The 24,299-nt window shown below is 76.3% G+C and carries 20 protein-coding genes; 9 read left to right on the top strand and 11 right to left on the bottom strand.

The genetic code is table 11. The features are described from left to right. Positions 1-40: 40 nt before the first annotated feature. Together ECOMGDLI_RS25590 and ECOMGDLI_RS25585 are read right to left on the bottom strand one after the other, a co-directional pair. Positions 41-778 carry a hypothetical protein gene (locus tag ECOMGDLI_RS25590; RefSeq protein ID WP_088319675.1) on the bottom strand — a complete coding sequence of 246 codons (738 nt, stop codon included), beginning with the start codon at positions 776-778 and terminating at the stop codon, positions 41-43. Positions 779-877: 99 nt separating this feature from the next. Then, positions 878-2,032 carry an inorganic phosphate transporter gene (locus tag ECOMGDLI_RS25585; RefSeq protein WP_198955174.1) on the bottom strand — a complete coding sequence of 385 codons (1,155 nt, stop codon included), beginning with the start codon at positions 2,030-2,032 and terminating at the stop codon, positions 878-880. A gap of 289 nt (positions 2,033-2,321) precedes the next feature. Here ECOMGDLI_RS25585 and ECOMGDLI_RS25580 point away from each other — a divergent pair, with 289 nt between their 5' ends. Then, positions 2,322-3,458 (top strand): glutamate--cysteine ligase, encoded by a 1,137-nt coding sequence (locus ECOMGDLI_RS25580; protein ID WP_088319683.1) that lies wholly within the window; start codon positions 2,322-2,324, stop codon positions 3,456-3,458. A gap of 93 nt (positions 3,459-3,551) precedes the next feature. Further along, positions 3,552-4,433 (top strand): AraC family transcriptional regulator, encoded by an 882-nt coding sequence (locus ECOMGDLI_RS25575; protein WP_088319673.1) that lies wholly within the window; start codon positions 3,552-3,554, stop codon positions 4,431-4,433. Positions 4,434-4,695: 262 nt separating this feature from the next. Here ECOMGDLI_RS25575 and ECOMGDLI_RS25570 read toward each other — a convergent pair whose 3' ends face one another. Beyond that, positions 4,696-6,153 (bottom strand): MFS transporter, encoded by a 1,458-nt coding sequence (locus ECOMGDLI_RS25570; RefSeq protein WP_158221156.1) that lies wholly within the window; start codon positions 6,151-6,153, stop codon positions 4,696-4,698. Then, on the bottom strand, positions 6,122-7,471 hold the full coding sequence (locus ECOMGDLI_RS25565) for an MFS transporter (RefSeq protein ID WP_158221155.1): 1,350 nt from the start codon (positions 7,469-7,471) through the stop codon (positions 6,122-6,124). Before ECOMGDLI_RS25565 ends, ECOMGDLI_RS25570 begins: the two co-directional genes overlap by 32 nt. A 112-nt stretch (positions 7,472-7,583) precedes the next feature. On the opposite strand from ECOMGDLI_RS25565, the gene ECOMGDLI_RS25560 reads away from it, so the two are divergent. Genes ECOMGDLI_RS25560 through ECOMGDLI_RS25550 form a run of 3 tightly spaced genes read left to right on the top strand, consistent with a single transcriptional unit; the run spans position 7,584 to position 9,831 of the window. Next, complete coding sequence (locus tag ECOMGDLI_RS25560; protein ID WP_198955172.1) at positions 7,584-8,252, top strand: helix-turn-helix transcriptional regulator; 669 nt, start codon at positions 7,584-7,586, stop codon at positions 8,250-8,252. After that, positions 8,252-8,896: a DedA family protein gene (locus tag ECOMGDLI_RS25555; protein WP_088319669.1), complete on the top strand. Its 645-nt coding sequence runs from the start codon at positions 8,252-8,254 to the stop codon at positions 8,894-8,896. The genes ECOMGDLI_RS25560 and ECOMGDLI_RS25555 overlap by 1 nt, the downstream gene beginning before the upstream one ends. A gap of 11 nt (positions 8,897-8,907) precedes the next feature. Continuing rightward, on the top strand, positions 8,908-9,831 hold the full coding sequence (locus ECOMGDLI_RS25550) for a prephenate dehydratase (protein WP_198955171.1): 924 nt from the start codon (positions 8,908-8,910) through the stop codon (positions 9,829-9,831). Positions 9,832-9,844: 13 nt separating this feature from the next. On the opposite strand, the gene ECOMGDLI_RS25545 is transcribed toward ECOMGDLI_RS25550, so the two are convergent. From ECOMGDLI_RS25545 to ECOMGDLI_RS25530, 4 genes are all read right to left on the bottom strand, one after another. Further along, on the bottom strand, positions 9,845-10,438 hold the full coding sequence (locus tag ECOMGDLI_RS25545) for a LemA family protein (RefSeq protein WP_088319668.1): 594 nt from the start codon (positions 10,436-10,438) through the stop codon (positions 9,845-9,847). A gap of 14 nt (positions 10,439-10,452) precedes the next feature. Next, a complete protein-coding gene (gene pyrE / locus ECOMGDLI_RS25540) occupies positions 10,453-11,025 on the bottom strand; it encodes an orotate phosphoribosyltransferase (protein WP_088319667.1) in 573 nt (190 codons plus the stop codon). A 67-nt stretch (positions 11,026-11,092) separates the two neighbouring features. Beyond that, positions 11,093-12,904 carry a S8 family serine peptidase gene (locus ECOMGDLI_RS25535; protein ID WP_143447934.1) on the bottom strand — a complete coding sequence of 604 codons (1,812 nt, stop codon included), beginning with the start codon at positions 12,902-12,904 and terminating at the stop codon, positions 11,093-11,095. 227 nt (positions 12,905-13,131) lie between these two features. After that, on the bottom strand, positions 13,132-13,932 hold the full coding sequence (locus ECOMGDLI_RS25530; RefSeq protein WP_088319665.1) for an SDR family oxidoreductase: 801 nt from the start codon (positions 13,930-13,932) through the stop codon (positions 13,132-13,134). A 101-nt stretch (positions 13,933-14,033) separates the two neighbouring features. On the opposite strand from ECOMGDLI_RS25530, the gene ECOMGDLI_RS25525 reads away from it, so the two are divergent. Next, positions 14,034-14,822, top strand: coding sequence for an exodeoxyribonuclease III (locus tag ECOMGDLI_RS25525; protein ID WP_088319664.1), 789 nt, complete (start codon positions 14,034-14,036; stop codon positions 14,820-14,822). Positions 14,823-14,907: 85 nt separating this feature from the next. Beyond that, entirely contained in the window at positions 14,908-16,581 is a 1,674-nt protein-coding gene (locus ECOMGDLI_RS25520) for a diguanylate cyclase (RefSeq protein ID WP_088319663.1), read from the top strand. A gap of 25 nt (positions 16,582-16,606) precedes the next feature. Here ECOMGDLI_RS25520 and ECOMGDLI_RS25515 read toward each other — a convergent pair whose 3' ends face one another. Genes ECOMGDLI_RS25515 through ECOMGDLI_RS25510 form a run of 3 tightly spaced genes read right to left on the bottom strand, consistent with a single transcriptional unit; the run spans position 16,607 to position 21,364 of the window. Then, a complete protein-coding gene (locus ECOMGDLI_RS25515) occupies positions 16,607-18,235 on the bottom strand; it encodes an ATP-binding cassette domain-containing protein (protein WP_158221154.1) in 1,629 nt (542 codons plus the stop codon). Beyond that, on the bottom strand, positions 18,232-19,701 hold the full coding sequence (locus tag ECOMGDLI_RS34895) for a hypothetical protein (protein ID WP_158221153.1): 1,470 nt from the start codon (positions 19,699-19,701) through the stop codon (positions 18,232-18,234). Before ECOMGDLI_RS34895 ends, ECOMGDLI_RS25515 begins: the two co-directional genes overlap by 4 nt. Beyond that, entirely contained in the window at positions 19,595-21,364 is a 1,770-nt protein-coding gene (locus ECOMGDLI_RS25510; RefSeq protein WP_088319661.1) for a hypothetical protein, read from the bottom strand. The genes ECOMGDLI_RS34895 and ECOMGDLI_RS25510 overlap by 107 nt, the downstream gene beginning before the upstream one ends. A gap of 235 nt (positions 21,365-21,599) precedes the next feature. Here ECOMGDLI_RS25510 and ECOMGDLI_RS36100 point away from each other — a divergent pair, with 235 nt between their 5' ends. Together ECOMGDLI_RS36100 and ECOMGDLI_RS25500 are read left to right on the top strand one after the other, a co-directional pair. Next, positions 21,600-22,232, top strand: a complete 633-nt coding sequence (locus ECOMGDLI_RS36100) for a CGNR zinc finger domain-containing protein (protein WP_088319660.1) — start codon at positions 21,600-21,602, stop codon at positions 22,230-22,232. A 278-nt stretch (positions 22,233-22,510) separates the two neighbouring features. After that, on the top strand, positions 22,511-24,217 hold the full coding sequence (locus tag ECOMGDLI_RS25500; protein WP_088319659.1) for an ABC transporter substrate-binding protein: 1,707 nt from the start codon (positions 22,511-22,513) through the stop codon (positions 24,215-24,217). The last annotated feature ends 82 nt before the right edge of the window (positions 24,218-24,299 follow it).

Raw genomic sequence — 24,299 nt, 5'->3', positions numbered from 1 at the left:
CGCTAGCCCGGGAACGCTTCGGCCCACGCCGAACTGTCGCTCAGACCGCGAGGCGGGTGAAGCCGGCGACCCCGGCGGCCTCGACGGTCCCGTCGGGCCGCAGCACCGCACCCGACCGCTCGGGGAGCCCGAGGACGACCGGGTCGGGCGGCAGGACGCCCCGGGCCCGGTCCAGCCGGCCGCTGCCGCCCGAGTAGTGCACGAGCACGAGGTCGACCGGCACGAGCCCGAGCCCTTCGACGACCCGGGGCCGGCCGCCCTCGGGCAGCACCGTCCAGCGGCAGAGCACCATCGCGCCGGCGCTGGCGCCGCTCACGGCGACGCCTCGGGCCAGCGCTGCCGCGAGCGAGTCCCGGTGCGGGGCCAGGGCCCCGAGGAGCCGGGACGGCGACCCGCCGGGCAGCACGAGGAGGTCGCCGCCGCGCGGCGGCCGGACCGGCGGCCCGTCCGGGGTGCCGTCGGTCCCGTCGTCCGGCCCGGTGAGACGCGCGAGGAGGTCGCCGAAGCCGGGGCCCTCGTCGAGGACGACGTCGACCTCACGGGCACCGAGCCGGCGGTACCAGCCGTCCGCGTTCGCCCCCGCGACCGCACGTTCGCGGCCCGGCCGGCCCGCGAACGGCGCGACGACGACCCGGCGGGCCAGGCCCTCCGGACCGAGCCCCGGCCCGTGCGCCCAGAGCATCGCGGCGTCCATCGCCTCGCAGCCGGGTCGCAGCTCGGCGCCGCCCTGGAGGCACACGTCGGCGGAGGTCCGGCGGGCGGGTGCTGGCGGGGTCACCGGTGAATCCTCGCCCACGAACAGGTCCCGGGCACCCCCACGGGGTGCCCGGGACCGGGACGTCGCGGCGGCCGCGCGGGCCGCCGTGGTGCGCAGCCGTCAGGCCGCGGCCTTCTCGGGCTCGAGGACGGCGCCCGCCGTCGTCGCGAGCTCGGCCTCGATCTCCTTGTGGCCCATGCTGTGGCGCATCGCCCAGATGATCCAGGAGCCGAAGCCGAGGACGACGGCGCCGACGACGATGACGTTGACCGGCGAGGGCAGCTTCGTCAGCTCGAAGGCGAGCCAGGCGATCGCGGCCGTCGACGGCAGGGTGACGATCCACGCGACGACCATCTCGCCGATGACCCGCCAGTTGACCCCGCGGCGGCCGCCGATGCCGGCGCCGACGACCGACGAGGCGGCCGCGTGCGTCGTCGAGATCGGGATGCCGAGCTGGGTCGCGCCGAAGATCGCCGTCGTCGCGCCGATGTTCGCCGCGACACCGGTCCGGGCGTTGAGGTTCGTGATCTTCATGCCCATGGTGTGGACGATCCGCCAGCCGCCCCAGACCGTGCCGGCCGCGATCGCGCCGTACGCGAGGAGCGCGACCCAGGTCGGGACCGAGATGTTCGCCGGGTCGTCGGTCGACAGGTAGCCGGCACCGACGAGCAGGGTCGCGATGACACCCATGGTCTTCTGCGCGTCGTTGGCACCGTGACCGAAGGACACCGCCGCCGCGGAGACGAGCTGCAGGCCCTTGAACGGCTTGGCGTCGTCCCCCCAGCCGGTGGCCTTCTGGAGCAGGATGACGAGCCCGGTGGCGAGGACGGCGACGCTCAGCGCGACGGCCGGCGACAGGACGATCGCGAAGGCGACCTTCTTGACGTTGCTCCAGTCGACCGCGTCCGTGCCCCCGGCCGCGAGGCCGGCACCGATGAGGCCGCCGATGATCGCGTGGCTCGAGGAGGACGGCATGCCGACGAACCAGGTCGCGTAGTTCCAGGCGATCGCGGCGAGGAGGGCGGCGAAGACGACGCCGACCCCTTCCATGCCCGGCTTGACGACCTTGGCGACCGTGTTGGCCACGGCGGTGCCGACGAAGAAGAAGGCGGCGAAGTTGAAGAACGCGGAGAACCAGACGGCCATCCGCGCGGACATGACCTTCGTGGCCACGACGGTGGCGATCGAGTTGGCCGCGTCGTGGAAGCCGTTCGAGAAGTCGAAGAGGAGTGCCAGGGCGACGACAGCGATGACGCTGAGCAGGACCAGGTCCACCGGAACCTCCGGGTAGGGGCGGCGAGGCAGGGAGGGGCGAAGCGGTGACGTGCAGGGTGGAGCCCGGCGGCGCACATCGTTCGTCATCGTTATCCCGCAGTTGTGTGCCCGTAAGAAGAGGCGAGAGTCCCTTTTCGACTTGTGTTCACCGTTCGTTCACCGTGTTCATCCGCGAGCCACCGTCGTACGGGGCCGAACGGGTCGGGAGCGGCCCCGGATGCGCCGTCCGGGGGACCTCGGCCGGGACCTGCCAAACTGGACCGAGCGAGTCAGGAAGGATCTTGCCGTGGTGCACGTCGACTTCACCCCGTCCCCCGCCCCGACCCTCGGCGTCGAATGGGAGCTCGGCCTCGTCGACGCCGGGACGGGAGACCTCGTCCAGCTCGCCGACACCGTCCTCGCGGCGCTCCCCGGCCCGGACGGCAGCCCCGGGCACCCGCGGATCAAGCAGGAGCTCCTGCTCAACACCGTCGAGCTCGTCACCGGGATCTGCGCGAACGCCGCCGAGGCCCGGGCCGACCTCGCGGGCAGCCTCGCCGAGGTCCGCGGGGTCACCGACGGCCTCGGCGTCGAGCTCTTCAGCGCCGGGACGCACCCCTTCGCCGCCTGGCAGGACCAGCTCGTCGCCGAGGGCCCGCGCTACGCGACCCTCATCGACCGCACCCAGTGGTGGGGCCGGCAGATGCTCATCTACGGCGTCCATGTGCACGTCGGGATGCCGCACCGGGACGCCGTCCTGCCGGTCCTCTCGGCGATGCTCGCCTACCACCCGCACCTGCAGGCGCTGTCGGCGTCGTCGCCGTTCTGGGCGGGCATCGACACCGGGTACGCGAGCAACCGGGCCCTGATGTTCCAGCAGCTGCCGACGGCCGGGCTGCCGTTCCAGTTCGCCACGTGGGAGCAGTACGAGGCCTACCTCGACGACGTCTTCACGACCGGCGTCATCGACGAGCTCGGGGAGCTGCGCTGGGACCTGCGCCCGGCGCCGCACCTCGGCACGCTCGAGGTCCGGGTCGCGGACGGCGTCCCGACGCTGCGCGAGGTGACGGCGATCGCTGCGCTGACGCACTGCCTCGTCGTCGAGGCCTGCGACCGCTGGCGCGAGGGCACGCTGCCGGCGCCGCTGCCGCCGTGGCACGTCCAGGAGAACAAGTGGCGGGCGGCGCGCTACGGCACCGACGCGATCGTCGTCCTCGACGCGAAGGGCACCGAACGGCTCGTCACGGACGACGTCCTCGACCTCGTCGAGCGGCTCGCCCCGGTGGCCCGCCGGCTCGGCTGCACCGCCGAGCTGGAGGACGTCGCCGCACTCGTCGCCGAGGGCGCGTCGTACATCAGGCAGCGCGCCGTCGCCGCGGCGCACGGCGGCGACCTGCGGGCCGTCGTCACCGACCTCGTCGGGCGGCTGCGCGCGGACGTGCCCTGACCGGACGGGCCACCGACGCGAGCCGCACCGGCACGGTCGGGCCGCCGGCCGCGCCCCGGGCCTAGCGTCGAGGGGTCAGGGAAGGGGAGCACGATGCCGGACCGGCTCAACGCGGCGCTCGACGAGCTCGAGCGGCGACTCACGACGCACCCGGGGCAGGACCCGGACGTCGCCGCGCTCGCACGGGCGGCGGCCACGTCGGAGCACCACCTGCGGCGGATGTTCTCGGCGCTCGCCGGGATGCCGCTCGGGGAGTACGTCCGGCGCCGGCGCGCCACCCTCGCCGGTGCGGCCGTGCTCGCCGGGGACGAGCCACTGCTCGACATCGCCGTGCGGTTCGGGTACGGGTCCGCCGAGGGGTTCGGCCGGGCGTTCCGGGCCGTGCACGGCGTCACGCCGGGCGAGGCGCGCCGGACCGGGGCGGCCCTGCGGGCGCAGCAGCGGCTCTCCTTCCGCGTCGTCGTCGAAGGGAGTGCCGTCATGGAGTACCGGATCACGGAGCCCGGGCCGTTCCGGCTCGTCGGGGTGCGGGCCCGGGTCCCGCTCGTGCACGAGGGGATGAACCCGGCGATCGTCGCCTTCCTGCGCGGTCTGCCGCCGCAGGTGCGCGAGCAGGTCGCAGGGCTCGCGGACGGCGAGCCGGCCGGGCAGCTGAACGTCAGCGACGGTCTCGGCGCGGAGCGCAGCGAGGGGACAGAGCTCGACTACTGGTTCGCCGCGGCCCGGCACGGCGGTCCGGGCCCCGACGAGGCCGGGCTCGACAGCCTCGACGTGCCGGCCGGGGCGTGGGCGGTCTTCGCCGTGTCAGGGCCGTTCCCGGCGGTGGTCCAGGAGCTGTGGCGGGACGTCTTCACCCAGTGGTTCCCGTCGAACCCGTGGCGCAGCAGGCCGGGGCCGGAGATGCTCCGCAACGAGCTGTCGGCGGACGGCGCGACGGCGCGGGCCGAGCTCTGGGTGCCCGTCGAGCCGGAGTGACGGACCAGACAGCCGACGGTACCCCGGGCGGGGACCTTCGCGCGTTCCGGCGGCCGGGCCGGGCGGACTAGCGTCGGAGGAGGCCGTAGAGGTCCAGCGGAGAAAGAACTCCCGTCGAGAAACGACCATCTCGAAGCTGCCTCCCGCCCGGGACGGCCCGCGGTTCGAGTCCGCGGACGGCCACTGGTCAGGCGTCCGGCCGCCTCGAGGGCGGCCGGACACCTGCACCCCGGGAGACGCCCGACGCGTCCGGGACGTTGCGTCAGCCGCGTCGCAGCCGGTCGAGGACCGCCCGCGGGTCGCCCACGAGGTCGGCGCCGACGGGGCGCAGCGGGACGGCGGGCTCGGCGTCGGGGTCGGCGTCCGGGTCGGCGTCCGGCTCAGCGTCCGGCTCGGCGTCCGGGTCGGTGTCCGGAGCTGTGCCCGCGGGTGCCCCGACCGCTTCGGCCGGCTCGGCGGCCTCGGCAGGCTCGGCAGGCTCACCAGGTTCGGCCGGCGCGCCGCCGCCGGCACCCGCCGTCCGGAGCGCGCCGAGGACCACCGCGGCGACGACGACGCACACGACGGCCCCGGCGACGCCCGAGCCGACGAACGCCGTCCGCGGGCCCAGCGCGCTCCCGAGGAACGCGGCGAGCCCCAGCCCGACGACGCTCGCGAGCTGCGTGGTGCCCGCGACCGCGGCGAACGCCCGGCCGCGCACGGCGTCCGAGGTCCGGGCCACGGTGAACGACCCGACGTAGACGTTGAGCGCCCCGAAGCCGAGCCCGATCCCGCCGAAGGCGACCGCGACCCAGGCCAGCCCCGGGGCCAGGCCGGCGAGCGTCGTGAGCGCCGAGACGACGACGAGCGACCCGACGATGCCCCAGGCCTGCGCCCGGACGGTGGCCGCGCGGCCGGCGACGAGCGCACCGACGAGGCCGGCGCCGGCGAGCACACCCGTCACGAGCCCGTACGTGGTCGGCCCGGCGCCGAAGACGTCCCGGACGAGGAACACGTCGACGACCGAGACGACCTGGATGACGAGCAGGATGACGAGGATCCCGCCGAGCAGCGCGGAGAACAGGGCGTCGGCCCGGATGAGGGCCAGCCCCGCCCAGGCGCTGTCGCCGCCCGCACCCGGCTCGGGACGCCGCACGACGCGGACGGCCCGGGCCATGACGACGAGCACGAGGAACGTCGCGGCGTTGACGAGCAGCGCGCTCGCGACCCCCACCGTGCCGACGAGCACCCCGGCGAGCGCCGGGGCGGCGACCGTCGCGGCCGCCGTCCCGGCCTGGCTGAGGCCGATCGCCCGGGACACCTCGTCGTCCGGGACGAGGTGCGGCAGCAGCGCCTGCCAGGCCGGGCTCGCGACGACCTGGGCGAGGGCCATGAGCGCGACGAGCGCGACGAGGGCGGCCAGCGTGAACGGGGACCGGGCCGGGGCGAAGGCGACGAGCGCCGCGGCGGCGAGAGCGAGGACGACCTGGACGGCGGCCGTCACCACCGTGGCCCGTCGCGAGTCGGTCCGGTCGACGTAGCGGCCTGCGAGCGGCGCACCGACGGCCCACGGCAGCGCGGTGGCGCCGATGAGGGCGGCGACCCCCGGGGTGCCCCAGCCGGCGTCGTACGCGAAGAGCGTCAGCGCGATGGCGGCCAGGTCGTCCCCGAGGTAGGAGACCGACTTGCCGACGACCGCGATCCGCAGGTCACGATGCCGCCAGACGCTGCTCTTCCCCACGTGCCGGTGCCCCTGTCCGTACCGGGCCCGGTGCGGGCCGATCTGTCCGTGCGGTCGGACTTGACTCTAACGTCACAGCATTAGTCACAACACCCGCCCCGCCGGTCACACCGGGCCGGCGCACCGAGCGCAGGGTCGCCGCGGCGACGACGGCGCTCACGGCCAGACCTGCCGCGCCCGCCGCGACCCAGGCGGTGCGGACGTCGACGAGCCCGCCGACCACGCCGCCGAGCGCCATCCCCCCGATGGACGCCGTCTGCGTCGCACCGGTGACGGCCGCGAAGACCCGCCCCCGGACGGCGTCCGGCACCCGGCCCGCGAGCAAGGCGCCGAACGCGACGTTGAGCGCACCGTTGCCGAGGCCGATGCCCGCCAGCGCCAGGGCGAACCAGCCGAGCGACGGGGCCACGCCGCCGAGCACGACGAGCCCGGCGATCGCCGCGACGGAGCCCACGACGACCCCGACCTGGGCCCGCGGCGCGCACCAGCGGCCGGCCCCGAGCGCGCCGACGACCATCGCGGCGGCGAAGAGCGCGTTGACGACCCCGTAGCCGGCCGGGCCCGCACCGAGGACGTCCCGCACGAGGAGGACGTCGAGGACGACGACGACCTGGAGGACGACGATCATCGCGACGAGCCCGGCGACGAGGGTCCCGAGGACGCGGTCGTCGCGCAGCAGCGCGTAGCCCGCCCAGGTCCCCCCGCCGCCCGCGGCGGGACCGGGCCGGCGCACGGTGGCGACGGCGCGGGCGGCGACGGCGAGCACCCCGAAGCTCACGGCGTCGACGGCGAGCGCGCCGGCGACCCCGCCGCCCGCGACGAGCAGGCCGCCGACGGCCGGCCCCGCGACGCCGGCGAGCGTCGTCGTCGACTGCAGCAGGGCGACCGCCCGCGGCACCTCGTCGGCCGGCACGAGGTGCGGCACGAGCGCCTGCCACGCCGGCCCTGAGACCGCCTGCCCGGCACCGAGGGCGACGACGAGGCCCAGCAGTGCCGCGGCCGTGACGGGCGAGGCCGGGTCGCCCGCGACGAGGACGACGAGCGCCCCGGACGCGCACAGGCCCTGCCAGAGCGCCGCGAGCGTCGTCGCACGCCGGGAGTCGACCCGGTCGACGAGCCGGCCCGCGAGCGGCGCCCCGACCGCGAGCGGCAGGGCCGCGGCGACGAGGACGGCGGCGACCCCGGTCGCGCCCCAGCCTGCGTCGAAGGCGTAGAGCGTCAGGGCGATCGTCGCGACCTCGTCGCCGAGGAAGGACGCCGACCGGCCGGCCGCGGCGAGCCGCAGGTCCCGGTGCCGCCAGAGCGAGTTCTCAAGCATGTGTTTCATAATTTGTGAAGGTACTCTTTCAGATATGTCTTCCGCAAGGCCCGGCAGGGAGCCCGCGGCCCGCCGCCGGGTCGTGACGCGGACGCCGTCGTACCCTGCGCAGGTGGGGCAGCGGCGGACCGAGGACGGCGACATCGTCGTCTCCGACCCGCGGGCGATCCGGGCCCTGGCCCACCCGGCACGGGTCGCCGTCCTCGAGCGGCTCTTCGGCGGCGACGTGCTCACGGCCACCGAGTGCGCCCGGGTGGCGGGGCTCACGCCGTCCGCGATGAGCTACCACCTGCGCGCCCTCGAGCGGTTCGGGCTCGTCGGCCGCGCGGACGCGACGGGCGACGGGCGCGAGCGGCCCTGGCGCGCGCTCGGCACCGGGATGCGGATCAGCGCCGAGTCCACGCTCGCCGGGCGGGCCGCCGAGCAGGTGCTCTTCGGCCGGATGACCGACCAGCTGCGGGCCGAGCTCGAGGCCGCGCGCGCCTACCGGCACGCCCACGGCCCGGACAACGACCGGCCGAGCGCCTTCCTCATGACCGGGCTGCGGCTCACGCCGGCCGAGGCGCGCTCGCTCGCCGACGCCGTGAGCGACCTGCTCGAGCCCTACTCGGCCCGCTCCGAGGTCCCCGAGGGCGCAATGGACTACCACGGCTACTGGGTCGTCGCCCCGGCGCTGCCCCCGGCCGGCGGCACCGACGACGGGCCGGACGGGCCGGACGACGAGCCGGACGGGCCGGACGACGGTCCGGACGCCCCGACCACGGCAGCGGGGCGGTCCTGATGTCCGAGTGGCTCTCCGGCCTCACCGACATCGAGAACCTGTCCGCGGGTGCGGTGTACGTCGTCCTCTTCACGCTCGTCTTCGTCGAGTCCGGGCTGCTCGTCGGGTTCTTCCTGCCCGGGGACTCGGTGCTCTTCACCGCCGGGCTGCTCGCGGCGGAGCCCGGCACAGGGCTCTCCCTGCCGGTGCTCGCCGGGGGCGTCTTCGTCGCCGCGGTCGCCGGGGATGCCGTGGGCTACTGGTCCGGCCGCCGGCTCGGCCGGCCCTGGCTGCTGCGCCGGGCCGGCCGGGCGGCGCGGCACGTCGAGCGCGCCGAGCGGTTCTACGAGCGGCACGGCTGGTGGGCGGTCGTCGTCGCCCGGTTCATCCCCTGGGTGCGGACCTTCACGCCGATCGTCGCCGGCATCGGGCGGATGAGCTACCCGCGCTTCCTCTCGGCGAACCTCGTCGGGGCAGCGGTCTGGGGCAGCGGCCTCGTGGTGCTCGGCTACGTCGGCCACTCGGTACCGGCGGTCAAGTGGGCCGCCTACGTCGTCGCCGGGGTGGCGATCCTCGCCTCGTTCGTCGTCCCCCTCGTCGGCTGGGCCCGTCGCCGCCGTGACCGCCCTGCGGACGCCGCCACGGGCGAGCGGCACGCGCCGTAGGCTGTCCGTCCGTGCCAGAGAACGAGCCCGAGAACGACGGCGGCAGCGCCGCGCCGACCCGGATCGCCTACCAGGGCGAGCCGGGCGCGAACTCCGACGCCGCGGCCCGTGAGGTCTACCCCGGCCTCGAGACCGTGCCGTGCGCGACGTTCGAGGACGCCTTCGCCGCGATGACGAGCGGGGACGTCGACCTCGCGATGATCCCCATCGAGAACTCGATCGCCGGCCGGGTCGCGGACATCCACCACCTGCTGCCCGACTCGGGGCTGCACATCGTCGGCGAGCACTTCATGCCGATCCACTTCCAGCTCATGGTCGTGCCGGGGACGACGATCGACCAGGTCCGGACGGTGCGCAGCCACACCCACGCGCTCGGCCAGTGCCGCCGGCTCATCCGCGAGCACGGCTGGCGCGCGATCGTCGCGGACGACACCGCGGGCGCCGCCCGCGAGGTCGCGGCCCTGGGCGACCCGACGGTCGCCGCGCTCGCGCCCCGGATCGCCGCGGAGCTCTACGGCCTGGAGATCCTCGCCGAGGACGTCGAGGACGAGCACCACAACACGACCCGGTTCGTCGTCCTCGCCCGCGAGCCGCACGAGCCGCCGCAGTCCGACGGGCCCGTCATCACGACGTTCGTCTTCCGGGTCCGGAACGTGCCGGCCGCGCTCTACAAGGCGATGGGCGGCTTCGCGACGAACGGCGTCAACATGACGAAGCTCGAGAGCTACCAGCTCGGCGGCACGTTCTTCGCGACGCAGTTCTACGCCGACGTCGAGGGCCACCCGAAGGACACCCCGCTCGCGCTCGCCCTCGAGGAGCTCGCGTTCTTCTCGGCGTACCTGCGGGTCCTCGGCACCTACCCGGCGAGCCCGTTCCGCGCCGAGATCGCCGAACCGGCCGAGAACCGGACGCTGCGCCCGAACCCGCGCCCCTGAGCCGGTCCCGGCCTCAGGCGCCGCCGTGGACGTCGATCCCGGCGGTCCGCGGGTCGGCGCTCAGCGAGCCCGCGGCCTCCGCGTGCCGGACGCCGACGAGCCGGGCGACGACCCCGGCCGGGAAGGTCGCCCGGCGGGTGTCGAGCCGGGAGACGTTGGCGTTGTAGAGGCGGCGGGCCGCGGTCGCCCGGCCCTGGATGTCGGTGAGCTCGCGGCGCAGCGCGAGGTAGGACTCCTCGGCGCGCAGCGCCGGGTGCCGGTCGGCGACCCCGAAGAGGCTCTCGAGCGCCTGGGAGAGCGCACGTTCGGCGGCGGCGCGCTCGGGGACGGCCGGCCCGGCGGCCCGGGCCGCGGCGAGCGCGGCGACGACCGTGTCGACGGCCGCGGCGGCCCCGGCGTCCGCGGGCCGGGTGCGGCCGCGGACGACGGCGAGCAGGTTCGGCACGAGGTCGTGACGGCGCCGCAGCTCGTCGTCGACCTGCTCCCAGGTGCGCTCGACGAGCCGGCGCAGCCCGAGCAGGCCGTTGTATGCGCCGTACAGCCACAGCGTCGTCCCCCCGAGCAGCACGACGAGGACCGCGAGCGCGGCGACGGCGGCCGGTTCCACGGGCGGAGCGGTCTCTACTGGGCGGCGAGGCCGAGGTCGGTCAGGTCGAACGCCGCCCGGTAGGGCAGCCCCTCCGCCTCGATCGCCTCGCGGGCGCCGGTGCCGCGGTCGACGATGACCGCGACGCCGACGACCAGTGCACCTGCGGCGCGCAGCGCCTCGACCGCGGTGAGGACGGACCCGCCCGTCGTCGAGGTGTCCTCGACGGCGACGACGCGGCGGCCCGCGACGTCCGGGCCCTCGATCTGGCGCTGGAGGCCGTGCGCCTTGCCCTGCTTGCGGACGACGAACGCGTCGACGGTGCGGCCCTGCGCGGCGGCGGCGTGCAGGATCGCGGCGGCGACCGGGTCGGCGCCCATGGTGAGGCCGCCGGTCGCCTCGAAGTCCCAGTCCGAGACGAGGTCGAGCAGGACCCGGCCGACGAGCGGGGCGGCGGTCGCGTGCAGCGTGATGCGGCGCAGGTCGACGTAGTAGTCGGCCTCCCGGCCGCTCGACAGCGTGACCCGGCCGTGGACGACGGCCAGGTCCTTGACGAGCCCGAGCAGCGCGGCGCGGTCGGTGTCGACGGATCCGGTGGTCGCGGTCATGGTGCTCACCCTAGGGGGCGCCCGGGTCGCCGCACGGGGTGCGCCCGCCGGTCGGACACGCGGGCGGTCAGCGGCCGTCCCAGCTGGCGGTGCCCCAGACCTTGCCGGCGAACTCGTCGTCGTCCTGCTGCGGCGGCCAGGTCGAGGCGACCCAGCCGTCGGTCGCCGGGTCCCAGGTCGCGTCGGTCCAGGTCCGCCCCGTCCAGGTCCGGCCCGACCAGGTGCGCCCGGTCCACGTGCGCCCGGTCCAGGTGCGGCCTGTCCAGGTGCCGCTCGGGCCGCCGTCCGCGGCGAAGCCCGTCCCGGTCCACGGGGCGCCGTTCCAGGACCCGTCCCACGACCACATGCTCGCCGTCGACGTCGGCCAGGCGGTCTGCCCCGACCACGGCTGGAGCATGACGTCCTGCTCGCCGGTCAGCGCCGCGTCGCCGTCCGTCACGTGGATCCCGCCGCGCGCCCGCTCGAGCGAGCCGCGGCCGCGCCCGTAGGACGTCTCGGCGGAACCGACCCACCACGTCGCGGCGGCGCGCTCGACGTCGATGCTCCCCGAGCCCTCGGAGTCCTCGCCCTCGGTCGGCAGACCGACGGCCGTCTGCATGAGCAGCCACTTCACCTGGGCCGGCTGCAGCCACGGGCGCTGCTGGAGCAGCAGCGCCACGGCCCCGCTGACGACGGCCGCGGACTGCGAGGTCCCGCTGCCGCGGATGCCGTACCGGCCGACCCGGGCCGCCGGGTTGCTGTCGGAGATCCAGCTGCCGGGGACCCGCAGGCTGACGATGCCCGAGCCGGGGGCGACGACGTCCGGCGTGCGCCACCAGGCGGCACCGCCGCGGCGCGCGGAGAACCACGGCACCCGGTCGTCGTCGGTGCTCTCGGTCCCGACGGTGTTCGTCGCCCCGACGGCGAGGACGTTGCGGTTGTAGGCGGGGTCGTTGAGGCCGTAGCCGTTGGCGCCGTTGTTGCCCGCGGCCGCGACGACGGTGATGCCGTAGCGGGTCGCGACCTCGGCGGCGTAGGCGAGCGGGTCCTGCCACGGGGCCTGCTGGCTCGGCGTGCCGAAGGAGAGGTTGATGACGCGGATCCGGACCCCGGTGTCGTCCCGGTGCTGGACGACCCAGTCGATCGCGGCGATGACCTGGCTGACGTCGACGGCGCCGTAGCGGTCGGCGAGCTTGAGGCTCACGAGCGTCGCGTCCGGGGCGACGCCGAGGAAGCGGTCGGTCGAGGCCGCGTACGTCGCGCCGTCGCTGCGCGGGCCCTCGCGGCCGGCGATGATCCCGGCCATGTGCGTGCCGTGGCCGTAGGTGTCGAGGTTGCGCAGGTTGCGGTTCTGCGACTCGAACGACAGGTCCGGCCCGACGACGACCTTGTCCGCGCCGAGCAGGCCCTCGACCGGTGCGACCCCGGTGTCGATGAGCGCGACGCCGACCCCCGCGCCGGTGATGCCGCGCCGCCACAGCGGCCGGGCCCCGACGACGTCGGCGACGAGCTTCATCGAACCCCGTTGCCCGGCGGAGTCGGTGCCGAGCGACATCGCCCGGAGGGTGCGGTCCGGCGACACGGACCCGACGCCGGGGGCGGCCGCGATGCGCGCCGCGACGTCCCCCGCCCGGGCCGCGGGGACGTCGGCGACGACCGAGCCCACCGCGTGCTGGACGGCGACCACCCGCGCGCCTGCGGCGCGGACGGCGCGCTCGGCGTCCGCGACCGGGCCCGTCGCGAGGACGACGAGCCGGACCGAGGCGGCGGACGGCGCGGCGGCGGAGCGGTCCGGGGCGGCACGGTCCGGGGCGGCGGGGCCGGCACCCGTGAGGGCCACGACACCGAGGCACACGGCGGCGACGACGCGGGCCCGCCGGGTCCGACCTCGTGGTGCCACCGTCGTCCGCCCTCCCCGGATGCCCTGCCTGCTCAGAGCGCTACGCCGCGTCCTCGTAGGACACAGCGCCTGCAGTGAGCGGGACGTTACGCCATGCACCCGCTGGGTGATGGAGAGTTCCGGACCTTTACGACGAACACCTGAGATCGATCACATCCCGTCGCCGACACGCCGTTCCGGGGCGCCGTCGCGATGCGTTCGGTGACCGCCCGGGGCACCCGGCGGGCTCAGACCTTGTCCGCCGCCCGACGACCCGCCCGGTTGCGCCCGATCCGCTGCTGCAGCGCCAGGGGCATGTGCCGCAGCGCGAGGACGGCCGCCTTGTAGCGGACGCTCGGGACGCTGACGACCTTGCCCTTCGCGACGTCCCGCAGGCAGGCGTCGACGAGCGCGTCGGCGTCGAGCCAGGCCCAGGCCGGCATCGACGTCATCGTCAGGCCGGCGCGCTGGTGGAACTCGGTGCGGACGAAGCCGGGGCACAGCGCGACGGCCCGCACGCCCGTCCCGGCCGTCTGCGCGGCGACCGACGCGGTGAACGTCGTGGCCCAGGCCTTGGCCGCCGAGTACGTGCCGCCCGGCATGAAGCCGGCGACGGAGGAGACGGTGACGACCGTGCCGCGACCGCGGGCGACCATGCCGGGCAGGGCGGCGTGGGTCAGCACGAGGACGGCGGTCACCATGATCGCGACGAGCCGTTCCTCGACGTCCAAGTCCCCCTCGTGGATCCGCTGCTTGGGCCCGAAGCCGGCGTTGTTGACGAGGACGTCGACCGGCCGGGCGGCGTCCCGGACCCGGTCGGCCACCCGCTCGAGCTGCACCCGGTCGGTGAGGTCGGCCGAGATGACCTCGACCTCGACGCCGTGCGCCGCACGCAGCTGCTCCTTCACCTCGCCGAGCCGGACGGCGTCCCGCGCGACGAGCACGAGGTCGTGGCCGTCGGCGGCGAGCCGGCGGGCGAACGCGTTGCCGATGCCGGCGGTGGCGCCGGTGACGAGGGCGACGGGGCGACCGGTGCTCGGAGTCGGCATGGGCGCACTCTAGGCCGCATCACGCACGGTCGACACGTCGATGCCAACGATCGTTGGCACGGTCGTCCGGGACCGTCGGGGTCGGCGGGTAGCCTCGCGGCGTGCGCCTCGCGACCTGGAACGTCAACTCCCTGCGAGCCCGGGCCGACCGGGTCGTCGCCTGGCTGGAGCGCAGCGACGTCGACGTCGTCGCGCTCCAGGAGACCAAGTGCAAGGACGAGCAGGTGCCGCGCGAGCGGTTCGAGCGGCTGGGCTACGAGGTCGCCCACGCCGGGCACTCGCAGTGGAACGGCGTGGCGATCCTGTCCCGGGTCGGGCTGGCCGACGTGACCGTGGGCTTCCCCGGGATGCCCGGCTGGGGCGACCCGGTCGCGCCCGAGGCGCGGGCGCTCGGCGCCACCTGCGGCGGCGTCCGGGTCTGGAGCCTCTACGTGCCGAACGGGCGCACCCTCGACGACCCGCACCTGGCCTACAAGCTCGACTGGCTGGCCCGGCTGCGGGACGCCGGCGCCGGCTGGCTCGCCGCGGAGCCGGACGCCCAGGTCGCCCTCGTCGGGGACTGGAACATCGCCCCGCAGGACGACGACGTCTGGGACATGTCGGTGTTCGCCACGTCGACGCACGTGTCGCCGCCCGAGCGTGCGGCGTTCGCCGCGGTCGTCGACGCGGGCTTCACGGACGTCGTCCGCCCGCACGCGCCCGGCCCCGGCGTCTACACCTACTGGGACTACACCCAGCTGCGGTTCCCGCGCCGCGAGGGGATGCGCATCGACTTCGTCCTCGGCTCCCCCGCGCTCGCCGCCCGGGTCACCGGCGCCCGCATCGACCGCGAGGAGCGCAAGGGCAAGGGGGCGAGCGACCACGCACCGGTGATCGTCGACCTGGCATGATCGTCCGGGCCCGGACGGAGCACAGCCGCGCGTCGTAGGCTCGCGGCCCCGGTGGCAGGACTGTCGCGGGGAGGCGAGGAGGTCGATGTCCGTGCAGCCGCGGGGTCGCGCCGACGCGCTCGCCGACGACCTGCCCGACGACCTGCCGGAGGACCGGTACGAGGCGTGGGTCGCCTCCCACCTCGCCCTGGAGAACCTGCAGATCCTGCGCGACCAGGGCCCGACCGTCGTCCGGCTGGAGCGCTGGGCCGAGCAGGCCGAACGGCGCGGCTGGCCCGAGGTGCACGTGCAGCTGCTCGACTGCCGGCTGCTCAGCGCCGCCCTCGCCGAGGCCGGGCCGCAGGAGATCCGGGACCGGGCGGACGCCCTGCTCGCCGCCGCGACGCGCAGCGACGACGAGGTCCTCCTCGCCCGGGCGATCGCCTGCCGGGTGCAGAACCTCGTGGCGAGCGGGCAGCCGGGCTCGCTCGCCGAGGACTTCCCGGGCGAGGTCGCCCGGGCGGTGGCCATGCTCGACGACGCGATGCGGGCCGGGCCCGCGGCGCTCGGGGCCCGGGCCGCCGAGCTGCCCGCCGCGTACGTCGAGTGCGGCCTGGCCTACTACCGGTACGAGCTGTGGGAGCTCGAGGCCGAGATGTACGACCGCGCGGAGCGGGCCTGCGCCCTGCCGCTCGACGACGCGCTGCAGGTCGTCGTCGACCTCACCCGCAAGATCATCCCGATGAACCGGCAGGAGAACGACTGCACGCTCGTGTGCGCGCTCCTCGAGGTGGGCCGGGACGAGGACGCCCGCGACGTCGCCCGGCGCAGGCCGGCCGCCGCCCCGGCGCCGCGCGGCCGGCTGCCGGAGCTCTGGCAGCTCGAGATCGCCGCCCAGGACCACCTGCTCACGGTCGTCGCGGCCGGGCCGGACGCCCCGGAGGAGGCGTGCGAGGTGCCGGCCGGGCTGTACGAGGCCCTCGGGCGCAGCACCTGGCGGGGCTACCGCGGGCTGCTGCACCTCGCGGCGGCGCTGGCCCGGCGGGCCCGCGGCGACCTCGTGGGCGCCGCCGCCGAGGCCACGCTCGCGGTCGAGCGCTTCGACGGCTACGGCCCGACCCCGCGCAACCTCGCGCTGGGCCTGGCAGCCCTCGGGACGCCGGAGTCCCCCGCCCACCGCTACGCCCGGCACCTCGTCGGGCTGCGCTGGGACGCCCGGCTCCACGTCCTCGCGGCGGCCCGGGCGCGGCTCGTCGCGGCGGGCACGCTGCGGGACGGCGAGGCGCTGCGCCGCCAGCTGCTCACCGACGAGCTCACCCGTCTGGGCAGCCGCCGGGCCTGGACCCAGGCCCTCGAGGAGCTCCGCGCCGACGGCGACGCCGGGCGGGTGGCCGTGGTCCTGCTCGACCTCGACGCCTTCAAGCAGGTCAACGACACCTTCGGGCACACCGTCGGGGACAAGGTGCTGCGGGTCGTCGGGGCGCTGCTCGCCGACGCGGCGCGCGGTGACGACCTCGTCGTCCGGCTCGGCGGCGACGAGTTCGCCCTGCTGGCCCGCCCCGACGGTACCGACGACCTGTCCGGCCGGGCCCGGGAGATGGTCGACGCCCTGCGCCGGCACGACTGGGAGCCGCTCGCCGCGGGCCTGCGGGTCACGGCGAGCGCGGGGCACGCGAGCGGTCCGGCGGACGCCGTCGACACCCTGCTCGCGACGGCGGACGCCCGGCTCTACGCGGCGAAGGCCGCCGGCCGGGACCGGGCCTACACCCAGGCGACGTAGCGCCCGCTCACCGGACGACCTGGTCTCAGCCGGCCTCGAGGTCGTCGACCGCGTCGGCCGCCGCGACGAGCACCGGGTCGTGGCTGGCGACGAGGACGGCGCAGCCGCCGGCCGCGGCGCCCCGCAGCGCCCCGGCGAGCCGCTCGGCCGAGGCCTCGTCGAGCTGGGAGGTCGGCTCGTCGAGCACGAGCAGCCGCGGGCCGGTCGCGAGCGCCCGGGCGACCGCGGTCCGCTGCCGCTCACCGCCGGAGAGCAGGCGCACCTCGCGGCCGGCGAGCGGGAGCAGGCCGAGGGCGTCGAGCACGGTGTCGCCGTGCGCGGCGTCCGGAGCCTGGCCGCGCACGGCCCGGGCGAGCTCGAGGTTCGTCCGCACGTCGACGGTCTCCGCGAGGTGCACGTCCTGCCCGACGACGGCCGCCGTCCGGCGCCGGAGCGCCGCGAGCCCGGCCCGGTCGAGGTCGGCGAGCACCGCGCCGTCGAGGTGCACCGAGCCCACGTCCGGCCGCTCGAGCCCGAGGAGCACCCGCAGCAGGGTGCTCTTGCCCGAGCCGGACCGGCCGCGGACGACGTGCAGCCGGCCGGCCCGCACCTCGAGGTCGACGCCCGCGAGCACGACCCGGTCCCCGTAGGCCTTCCGCACGCCGCACGCGACGGCGACCGCGTCCGCCTGCCCGGGAGCCCGCTCTGAGGTGGATCCGCGGGCGACCGCACGGTGGTCTCCCGCCGAGGGGCCGGACGGGGCGGCGTCGGACGGGGCGGCGTCCGACAGGGCATCGGCGACGGCGGGGGCGGCGGGCACCGGCTGGAGCCGGATCGCACCGCCCGAGCCGGTGGCCGCCTCGACGAGCCCGGACCCGCCGTGCCGCAGGGCGTCGGGCAGCCGGACCCAGCCGCGGTCGTCGACGACGAGCCGCTCCGGGCCGCCCGGCACCCAGGTCTCGCTGAGCCGGCCGTCGCGGATGCGGACGACCCGGTCGGCGACCCGCGCCGCCCGCCGGTCGTGGCTGACGAGCACGAGGCAGGCCCCGGCGTCCGCGACGGCCTCGGCGAGCGCGTCGTACACGTGCTCGGCCGCCGTCGCGTCGAGCTGGCCGCTCGGCTCGTCGGCGAGCACGAGCCGCGGGCCGTGCGCGAGGGCCGCGCAGACCGCGACCCGCTGCGCCTCGCCGCCCGACAGCGTCGCGGTCGTGCGGGCCGCGAGCGGGCCGACGCCGAGCCGGTCGAGCAGGTCCCGCGAGCGGTCCCGCGCGACGTCGCCGGGGACGCCGGCGAGCCGCTGCTGGAGCGCGACGTTGTCGAGGACCGACAGCTCCGGGCGCAGGGTCCGGGCCGGGAACTGGTCGACCCACCCGAGCCGGCTGCCGCGCCACGCCGCGAGGTCACCGGTCGCGGCGCCGACGTCGACGCCCGCGACGACGGCCCGCCCGGCGGAGAGCCGCTGCTCGCCGGCGAGGACCCGCAGCAGGGTCGTCTTGCCCGAGCCGTTCGGGCCGTGGACGACGACCCGCTCACCGGCCGCGACGGCGAGGGTGAGCCCTCGCAGCGCGGCGACCGCACCGCCCGGGACGGGATGCAGGCAGAACGCGTCGCGGACGTCGACGACCGGGGCGGCGTCGTGCCCCGGGCCCGCCTGGACCGCGGCGGCCGGGCTCACCGCAGCACCCCGGCGTCGCGCACCGGCAGCGGTTCGCGCAGGGCCCCGAGCGCGACGGCACCCGCGAGCGCGAGCGCGACGACGACGCCGCCCGCGGCGGCGGCCAGCCCCCAGCCGAGCCCGGTGCCCGGCACGAGCGGCGGCTGCGGCGTCACCGCGGTCGCCGTGACCGCGACGAGCCGGGACGTCGCCCGTGACAGCACGACCCCGACGAGCACCCCGGCCGGGACGGCGGGCAGCACGACCGCGACCGCACGCCACCACAGCGCACCGCGCAGCGTCGCCGGTGCCACGCCGTCCGCCTCCCACGCGTAGGCCTGCGCGGCGTCGTCGGCGGCCTCTGCCGCCACGAGCAGCACGAGCGCCGCGGCCGCGACGAGCAGGGTGAGCAGCGCACCGGCCGCGAGCAGCCCACGGGCGCCGACCGCGACCGGGTCGGTGCTCAGGGTCCGTGCGACGACGGTCTGCTCGCGGACCGCGAGCCGGTCGAACGGGGCCGCGGCGAGCACCCGGCCGGCCGCGGACGCGGACGCCCGCTCGCCGACGACGGCCGGCTCCGCCGCACCGAGGGCGAGCCACAGCTCGGTCGGGGAGCTCGCACCGGGCTGGTCGAGGTCGACGAGGCGGCCGAGCGCCGTGACGTCGAGGACGGCGAACCGGCCGTCGGGCGCGGTGGGGAACCGGGGCAGGACGGCGACGACACGGGCGAGCACGCTGCGCCGCTCGAGGACCACGGTGACGAGGCCGCCCCGGGCGGCGGCCGCCGTCCCGGGGTCGACGGCCACGGCGACCGGCTGGTCGGCCGCACCGGGGCCGGCGGCCCGCGCGGTGAGGGCGACCGACCCGGTGGTGATCCGGTACGCGAGCGCGGCGGAGCCGGCGTCCGCGGCGACCTCCAGCCCGGTGCCGGTCCAGTCCCGCCACGGCGCGGCCGCCGGGGCGCCGTCGACGCTCACGGCGCCGAGCCCGAAGCGGCCGGCCGGCACCGTGAGGTCGACGTTCCGCTCGCCGAGGGCGTGCTGGGTGCGGGAGGCCTCATCGGTCGGCTGGCGCACGGTGAGCGCGACGAGGTGCAACGGCACCGGGCGGCCCGTGGCGTCCTTCCACGTCGCCGGGCCCGGGGCCGCGCCGACGGCCGCCCCGAGGTCGGCGCTGAGGGCCGGCGGCTCCCCCGGCGCGCTGACGAGCAGCGGAACGCCGGTCTCGCGGCCGTCGTCGGCGCGGACGACGGCGGTCACCGCGACCCGGACCCGGTCACCGGTCGTCGCCACGACGAGCCGGCGCCCGGCGGGCAGCGCGGTCCCGTCGGGGACGGCGGCCGCACCCGTCGTCGACAGCCGCCGCCCGAGGTCGACGGGGTCACCGGCGCCGCCGGTCACGGCGCTCCAGCGGCCGACGTGCCGCAGCACGGCCGGGTCGAGCCCGAGGAGCTGGATGGTCGCTCCCTCGGTCGACGAGACGCGCACCGAGCCGGCGGCCCGCAGCACCGGGTAGGCGACGGCGCCCGGCAGCCGCTGCGCGACGACGTCCGGCGGGGCGGCGTCGACGGGGCGGGTCAGGTCCCGGCCGGTCTCGAGCCGCGCGTCCGTCGGGACGGCGAACGCCGCCTGGTCGGCCGCGCCGCGGTCGAGGGTGGCCCGGTAGGCCCCGGCGAAGACGGACGCCGCGACCGCGGCCGTGAGCACCGCCGCGGTCGCGACCGGGCGCAGCGGCCGGCCCGAGCCGGGCGGCGAGCGCACGGCGCGGGACGGTGCGCTGCGCGAGCCGGGTGAGCAGCGGCCAGACCCGGGCCAGGGCGAGCGCCCCGGCGACGAGGACGAGCACCGGCAGCGCGGCGAGCAGCGGGTCCTCGGTGCTGCCGGACACCCCGACCCCGCCCCGGGCGACGAGCAGGACGGCGACCGCGACGCAGCCCAGCGCCCCGGCCTCGACCGCCCGCCACACCCCTGGGCCGGCGGTGCCGCCCGGGCCGGCCGGGACGGCGAGGGTGAGCGCGAGCAGCACGGCGGCACCCGCGGCCAGCGCGAGCACGACGGGCAGCGCGGTGACGACGCTCGCGAGCGCGACACCGGCGGCGTCGAGCCCCGCCGTGGCGGCGACGACGGCGGCGAGCCCGGCGCCGGCGAGCACGCCGAGGAGCGCGCCGCCGGTCGCCGCGAGGGCGACCTCGCCGGCGAGCAGCGCCCGCAGCACACCGCGACCGGCGCCGCGGCGGCGCAGCGCCCCGACGAACGCCTCGTGGTCGCGGCGCAGCGCCGCCCCGCCGACGACGGCCGTGCCGAGCAGCAGCACGGCGGTCGCGCTGCCGAGCACGGTGAAGCGACCGGCCGAGGCCCGGGCCCGGGCGTTCTCCGCGCGCAGGACGTCGTCGACGGTCGTCAGGACGAGCCCGGCCCGCGCGATCCACAGGTCGTCGGCGACCCGGGTCGCGTCGTCGAGCCAGGCGTCGACGCCCTCGCGACGGACCCGGTCGAGGTCGAGCGCGGCGACCCAGCCGACCGTGCGCTGCCGCAGGGCGAGCGACTCCAGCAGGGAGACCCGCTCGACGCCGTCCCCGAGGAGCACCGTCGCGTCCGGGCCCGGGTCGAACGTGCCCGTGAGCAGGAGCGGGTCGGTGCGCCGGGCGTGCCCGACGATCCGCAGACCCAGCTCCGGGGCCAGGAACGGGTCCCGCCCCGGGTCGGCGAGCGAGACCACCTCGCAGAGCGTCGGGGTGCACGACGCGGGGAGCCGGCCGTCGACGAGCCGGACGGCGGCCGGCAGGTCGTCGGCCGCGGCGAGCACGTAGTCCCCGCCGCGGCTGTCGCCGAACGCCCGGAAGATCAGCTGGCGGTGCAGCGGCCGCCCGGAGAGCCGGGGCAGCTCGCGGCGGACGGCGGCGTCGAGCAGGTCGAGCTCCGCGGCGTCCGCCGGGGTGTTGAACGAGACGATGACGCTGCGCTCGCCGACCGGCCGCGCCGCGAGGCCGCGCTGCAGCGCGGCGTCGGTCGTGGTCGTCGTCAGCGCCGCGGCGAGGACGGGGAGCACCGCGGCGACGGCCAGACCCGCGGCCACGAGCAGCCGCCGGCGACCGGCGTGCCGCACCCGGGCGGCGAGCAGCCCGGGGACCACCCCGACCGACCGCGCCATGCCATCCACCTCCCGGGCTCCGACGAGAGCCTGACGGTACCCACCGACGATCCGCTGCCGGTAACCGGTAAAGTATCATCCACTGGTTAGATGGCGGGGACCGCGGCCGGATTCGTCCGGACGACGCCCCGGCGACGTCAAGACCCGGCCCGTCGGCGACGATGATCCCCACCGGCGGCAGGGTGCCGACCGGCGGCCGGACCGGCCCGGCGCAGTCCGACGGAAGGAGGGCGCGATGTCCTGGCAGCTCGTCGAGGGCGTCCCGCTGCCCGACCCCGTCGGCGGCCACCCGGCGCTCGACTTCTGCAACACCCGCGCGGGCTGGGGCACCGACGCCCCGAAGGAGTACCTCACCTCGGTCCGCGCGCTCGGGCTGTGGGCCCGCGAGGCCGGCCTGCTCGACCCGGCCGACGTCGCCCCGCTCCTCGGCACGAGCGCGAGCACGCCGGCGCAGGCCGCGGCCCTGCTGCGCGCCGGCGCCCTGCGCGAGGCGCTCTACGCCTGCGCGCTGCGCCGCGGCACCGAGGGCGACTGGGCGCTCGTCGCCCACGAGGCGGCCGCCGCCCGGGCGGCGTCCGTGCTCGCCCCGGCGACCGACGGCGGACCCGCGACCTGGCGCCTCGCCGGCACCGGCGCGCGCCGCGCGGGCACCGACGCCGTGAGCCCGCTCGACCTGCCCGTCCTCGCCGTCGCGGTCGCCGCCGAGGACCTCCTTACGTCGACCCTCGGCACCTGCGTCGCGGCCTGCCCGGGGACCGGTTGCGGCTGGGTCTTCGCCGACCCGCGCCGGCGGCGCCGCTGGTGCTCGATGGCCGTCTGCGGCAACCGGGCCAAGGCCCGCGCCTACGCCGAGCGCCGTCGCGCCTGATCGGCACCGGCCCCGCCGCGGCGCGGCACGAGTACGACAAAACGTCCGATACGTGGTGCTCCGAAACATGTCGGAGCGCCATACGAAACATGGGACGCCCGACCGCTAAGTGGTGACCCGATCGTGACCATGTGGTGAGCCGGAGCGTATTGACAGGCTCATGCCCCAGTTGGGAGAACTAGGCCTCGACCTAGCCTTCACAAGGGCACGATGCCCGTGACGAGGCAGTTCTTCAGCCGCGGTCCACGTCCGTGGGCCACGAAGAGAGGTGGCCAGGCATGACCGCACGCCGGGAGTACGACGCCATTCGCAGAGCGGCGAACCCCCTCCAGCTCGACCTCATCGAGTCGTTCGTCGCGGGCAGGCTGCCGCGGCGCGAGTTCGTCCGGATGGGGCTCCTGCTCGGGATGACGGGCGCGACCATCGCCGCGTGCGGCGGCGCCAACTCGATCCCCACGAGCACCGGCTCGGCCGGGCAGACGACGGGCGTCGGCGTCGGCGGCGGCACCGCGGGTGCGGTCAAGACCGGCGGCACGATGAAGATCGCGAGCGTGCCGCCGGCCGGTCCGCTCGACTCGGTCAAGATGGTCGACCTCGCCGCCTACGGCCTCGTCGCCCAGTGCTACGAGTTCCTCGTCTACACCAGCGGCGACCTGCAGCTGAAGCCGGGCCTCGCGACCGAGTGGAAGCCGAACGCGGACGCGACCGAGTGGACGTTCACCCTCCGCCAGGGCGTCACCTGGCAGAAGGACGGCGCCCCGCTCACCGCCGACGACGTCATCTCGACGTTCGACCGGCTGAGCGCGGCGGGCAACTCGGCCCTCAAGGGCGTCATCGACAAGGGCTCGGTCACCTCGCCCGACGGCAAGACGGTCGTCTTCAAGCTCAACGGCCCGAACGGCAACTTCCCGTACCTCGTCTCGCCGGACAACGCCCAGTCGCCGATCATCCCCAAGTCGCAGGCCGACGGCGCCACGCTCGACAAGGAGCAGAACGGCACCGGCCCCTGGAAGATCACGAAGTTCGATGCCAAGACCGGCGCGACGTTCGTGCGCAACGACAAGTGGTGGGGCACGAAGACCCCGCTCGACAGCGTCGAGTGGGTGTTCTTCTCGGACCTGCAGCCGCAGGTCGTCGCGCTGCAGTCCGGCCAGGTCGACGCGATCGTCCAGTTCCAGGCCAACGGCGGCGAGGCGCTGCTCAACAACAGCAACCTCACCGTCATCTCGCTGAAGTCGGCCAACCACCGGCAGGTCTGGATGCGCACCGACAAGGGCGCCTTCAAGGACCCGCAGGTCCGCGAGGCGCTCGCCTGGACGCTCGACCGCGACGCGATGGTCAAGTCGCTGTGGAAGGGCACCGCCGACGTCGCGGCCGACACGGTCATCGCGCCGGTGTACCCGTTCGCCGACCCGTCCCTGCCGGCCCGCACGCAGGACATCGACAAGGCCAAGGCGCTCCTCGCCTCGGCCGGTGCGACGAACCTCAAGGCGACGCTGCACGCCGTCAAGCTCCAGGAGATCCCGGACCTCGCGACGCTCATCAAGTCGGACGCCGCGAAGGCCGGCATCACCCTCGACATCCAGGTCGAGGACGGCAGCACGTTCTACGGCAAGCAGTGGTGCCCCGAGAAGCCGGCCGACCCGCCGTGCTCGGGTGCGTCGGACCTCGGCATCGTCGACTACGGCCACCGCGGCACGCCGGACGTCTACCTCAACGCGGCCCTGTCGGGCGGCGGCGTGTGGAACTCCTCGCAGTACAACAGCAAGGACTTCGACGCGGCGTTCAAGGCCTACCAGGCCTCCATCGGCGTCGACGCGCAGAAGGCGGCCTGCCGCAAGATCAGCGACATCATGCAGAAGGACACGCCGATCCTGGTGCCGTACTTCTACCAGTACCTCGCTGCGCACTCGACGAAGTACGTCGGCATGGCGACGACGGCCCTCGGCCAGGTCGACCTCACCGCGTGCGGGCTCAAGGCCTGATCTTTACTCGCAGGCACCAGGCGGACAGAGTGTGCCGGTGACGGGTCGTACGGCCCGTCACCGGCACCACCGTCTCTGCCCC

The sequence above is a fragment of the Kineosporia sp. R_H_3 genome (assembly GCF_002198675.1).
Lineage (GTDB): Bacteria > Actinomycetota > Actinomycetes > Actinomycetales > Kineosporiaceae > R-H-3.
This window is presented reverse-complemented; position numbering and strand designations above follow the sequence as displayed.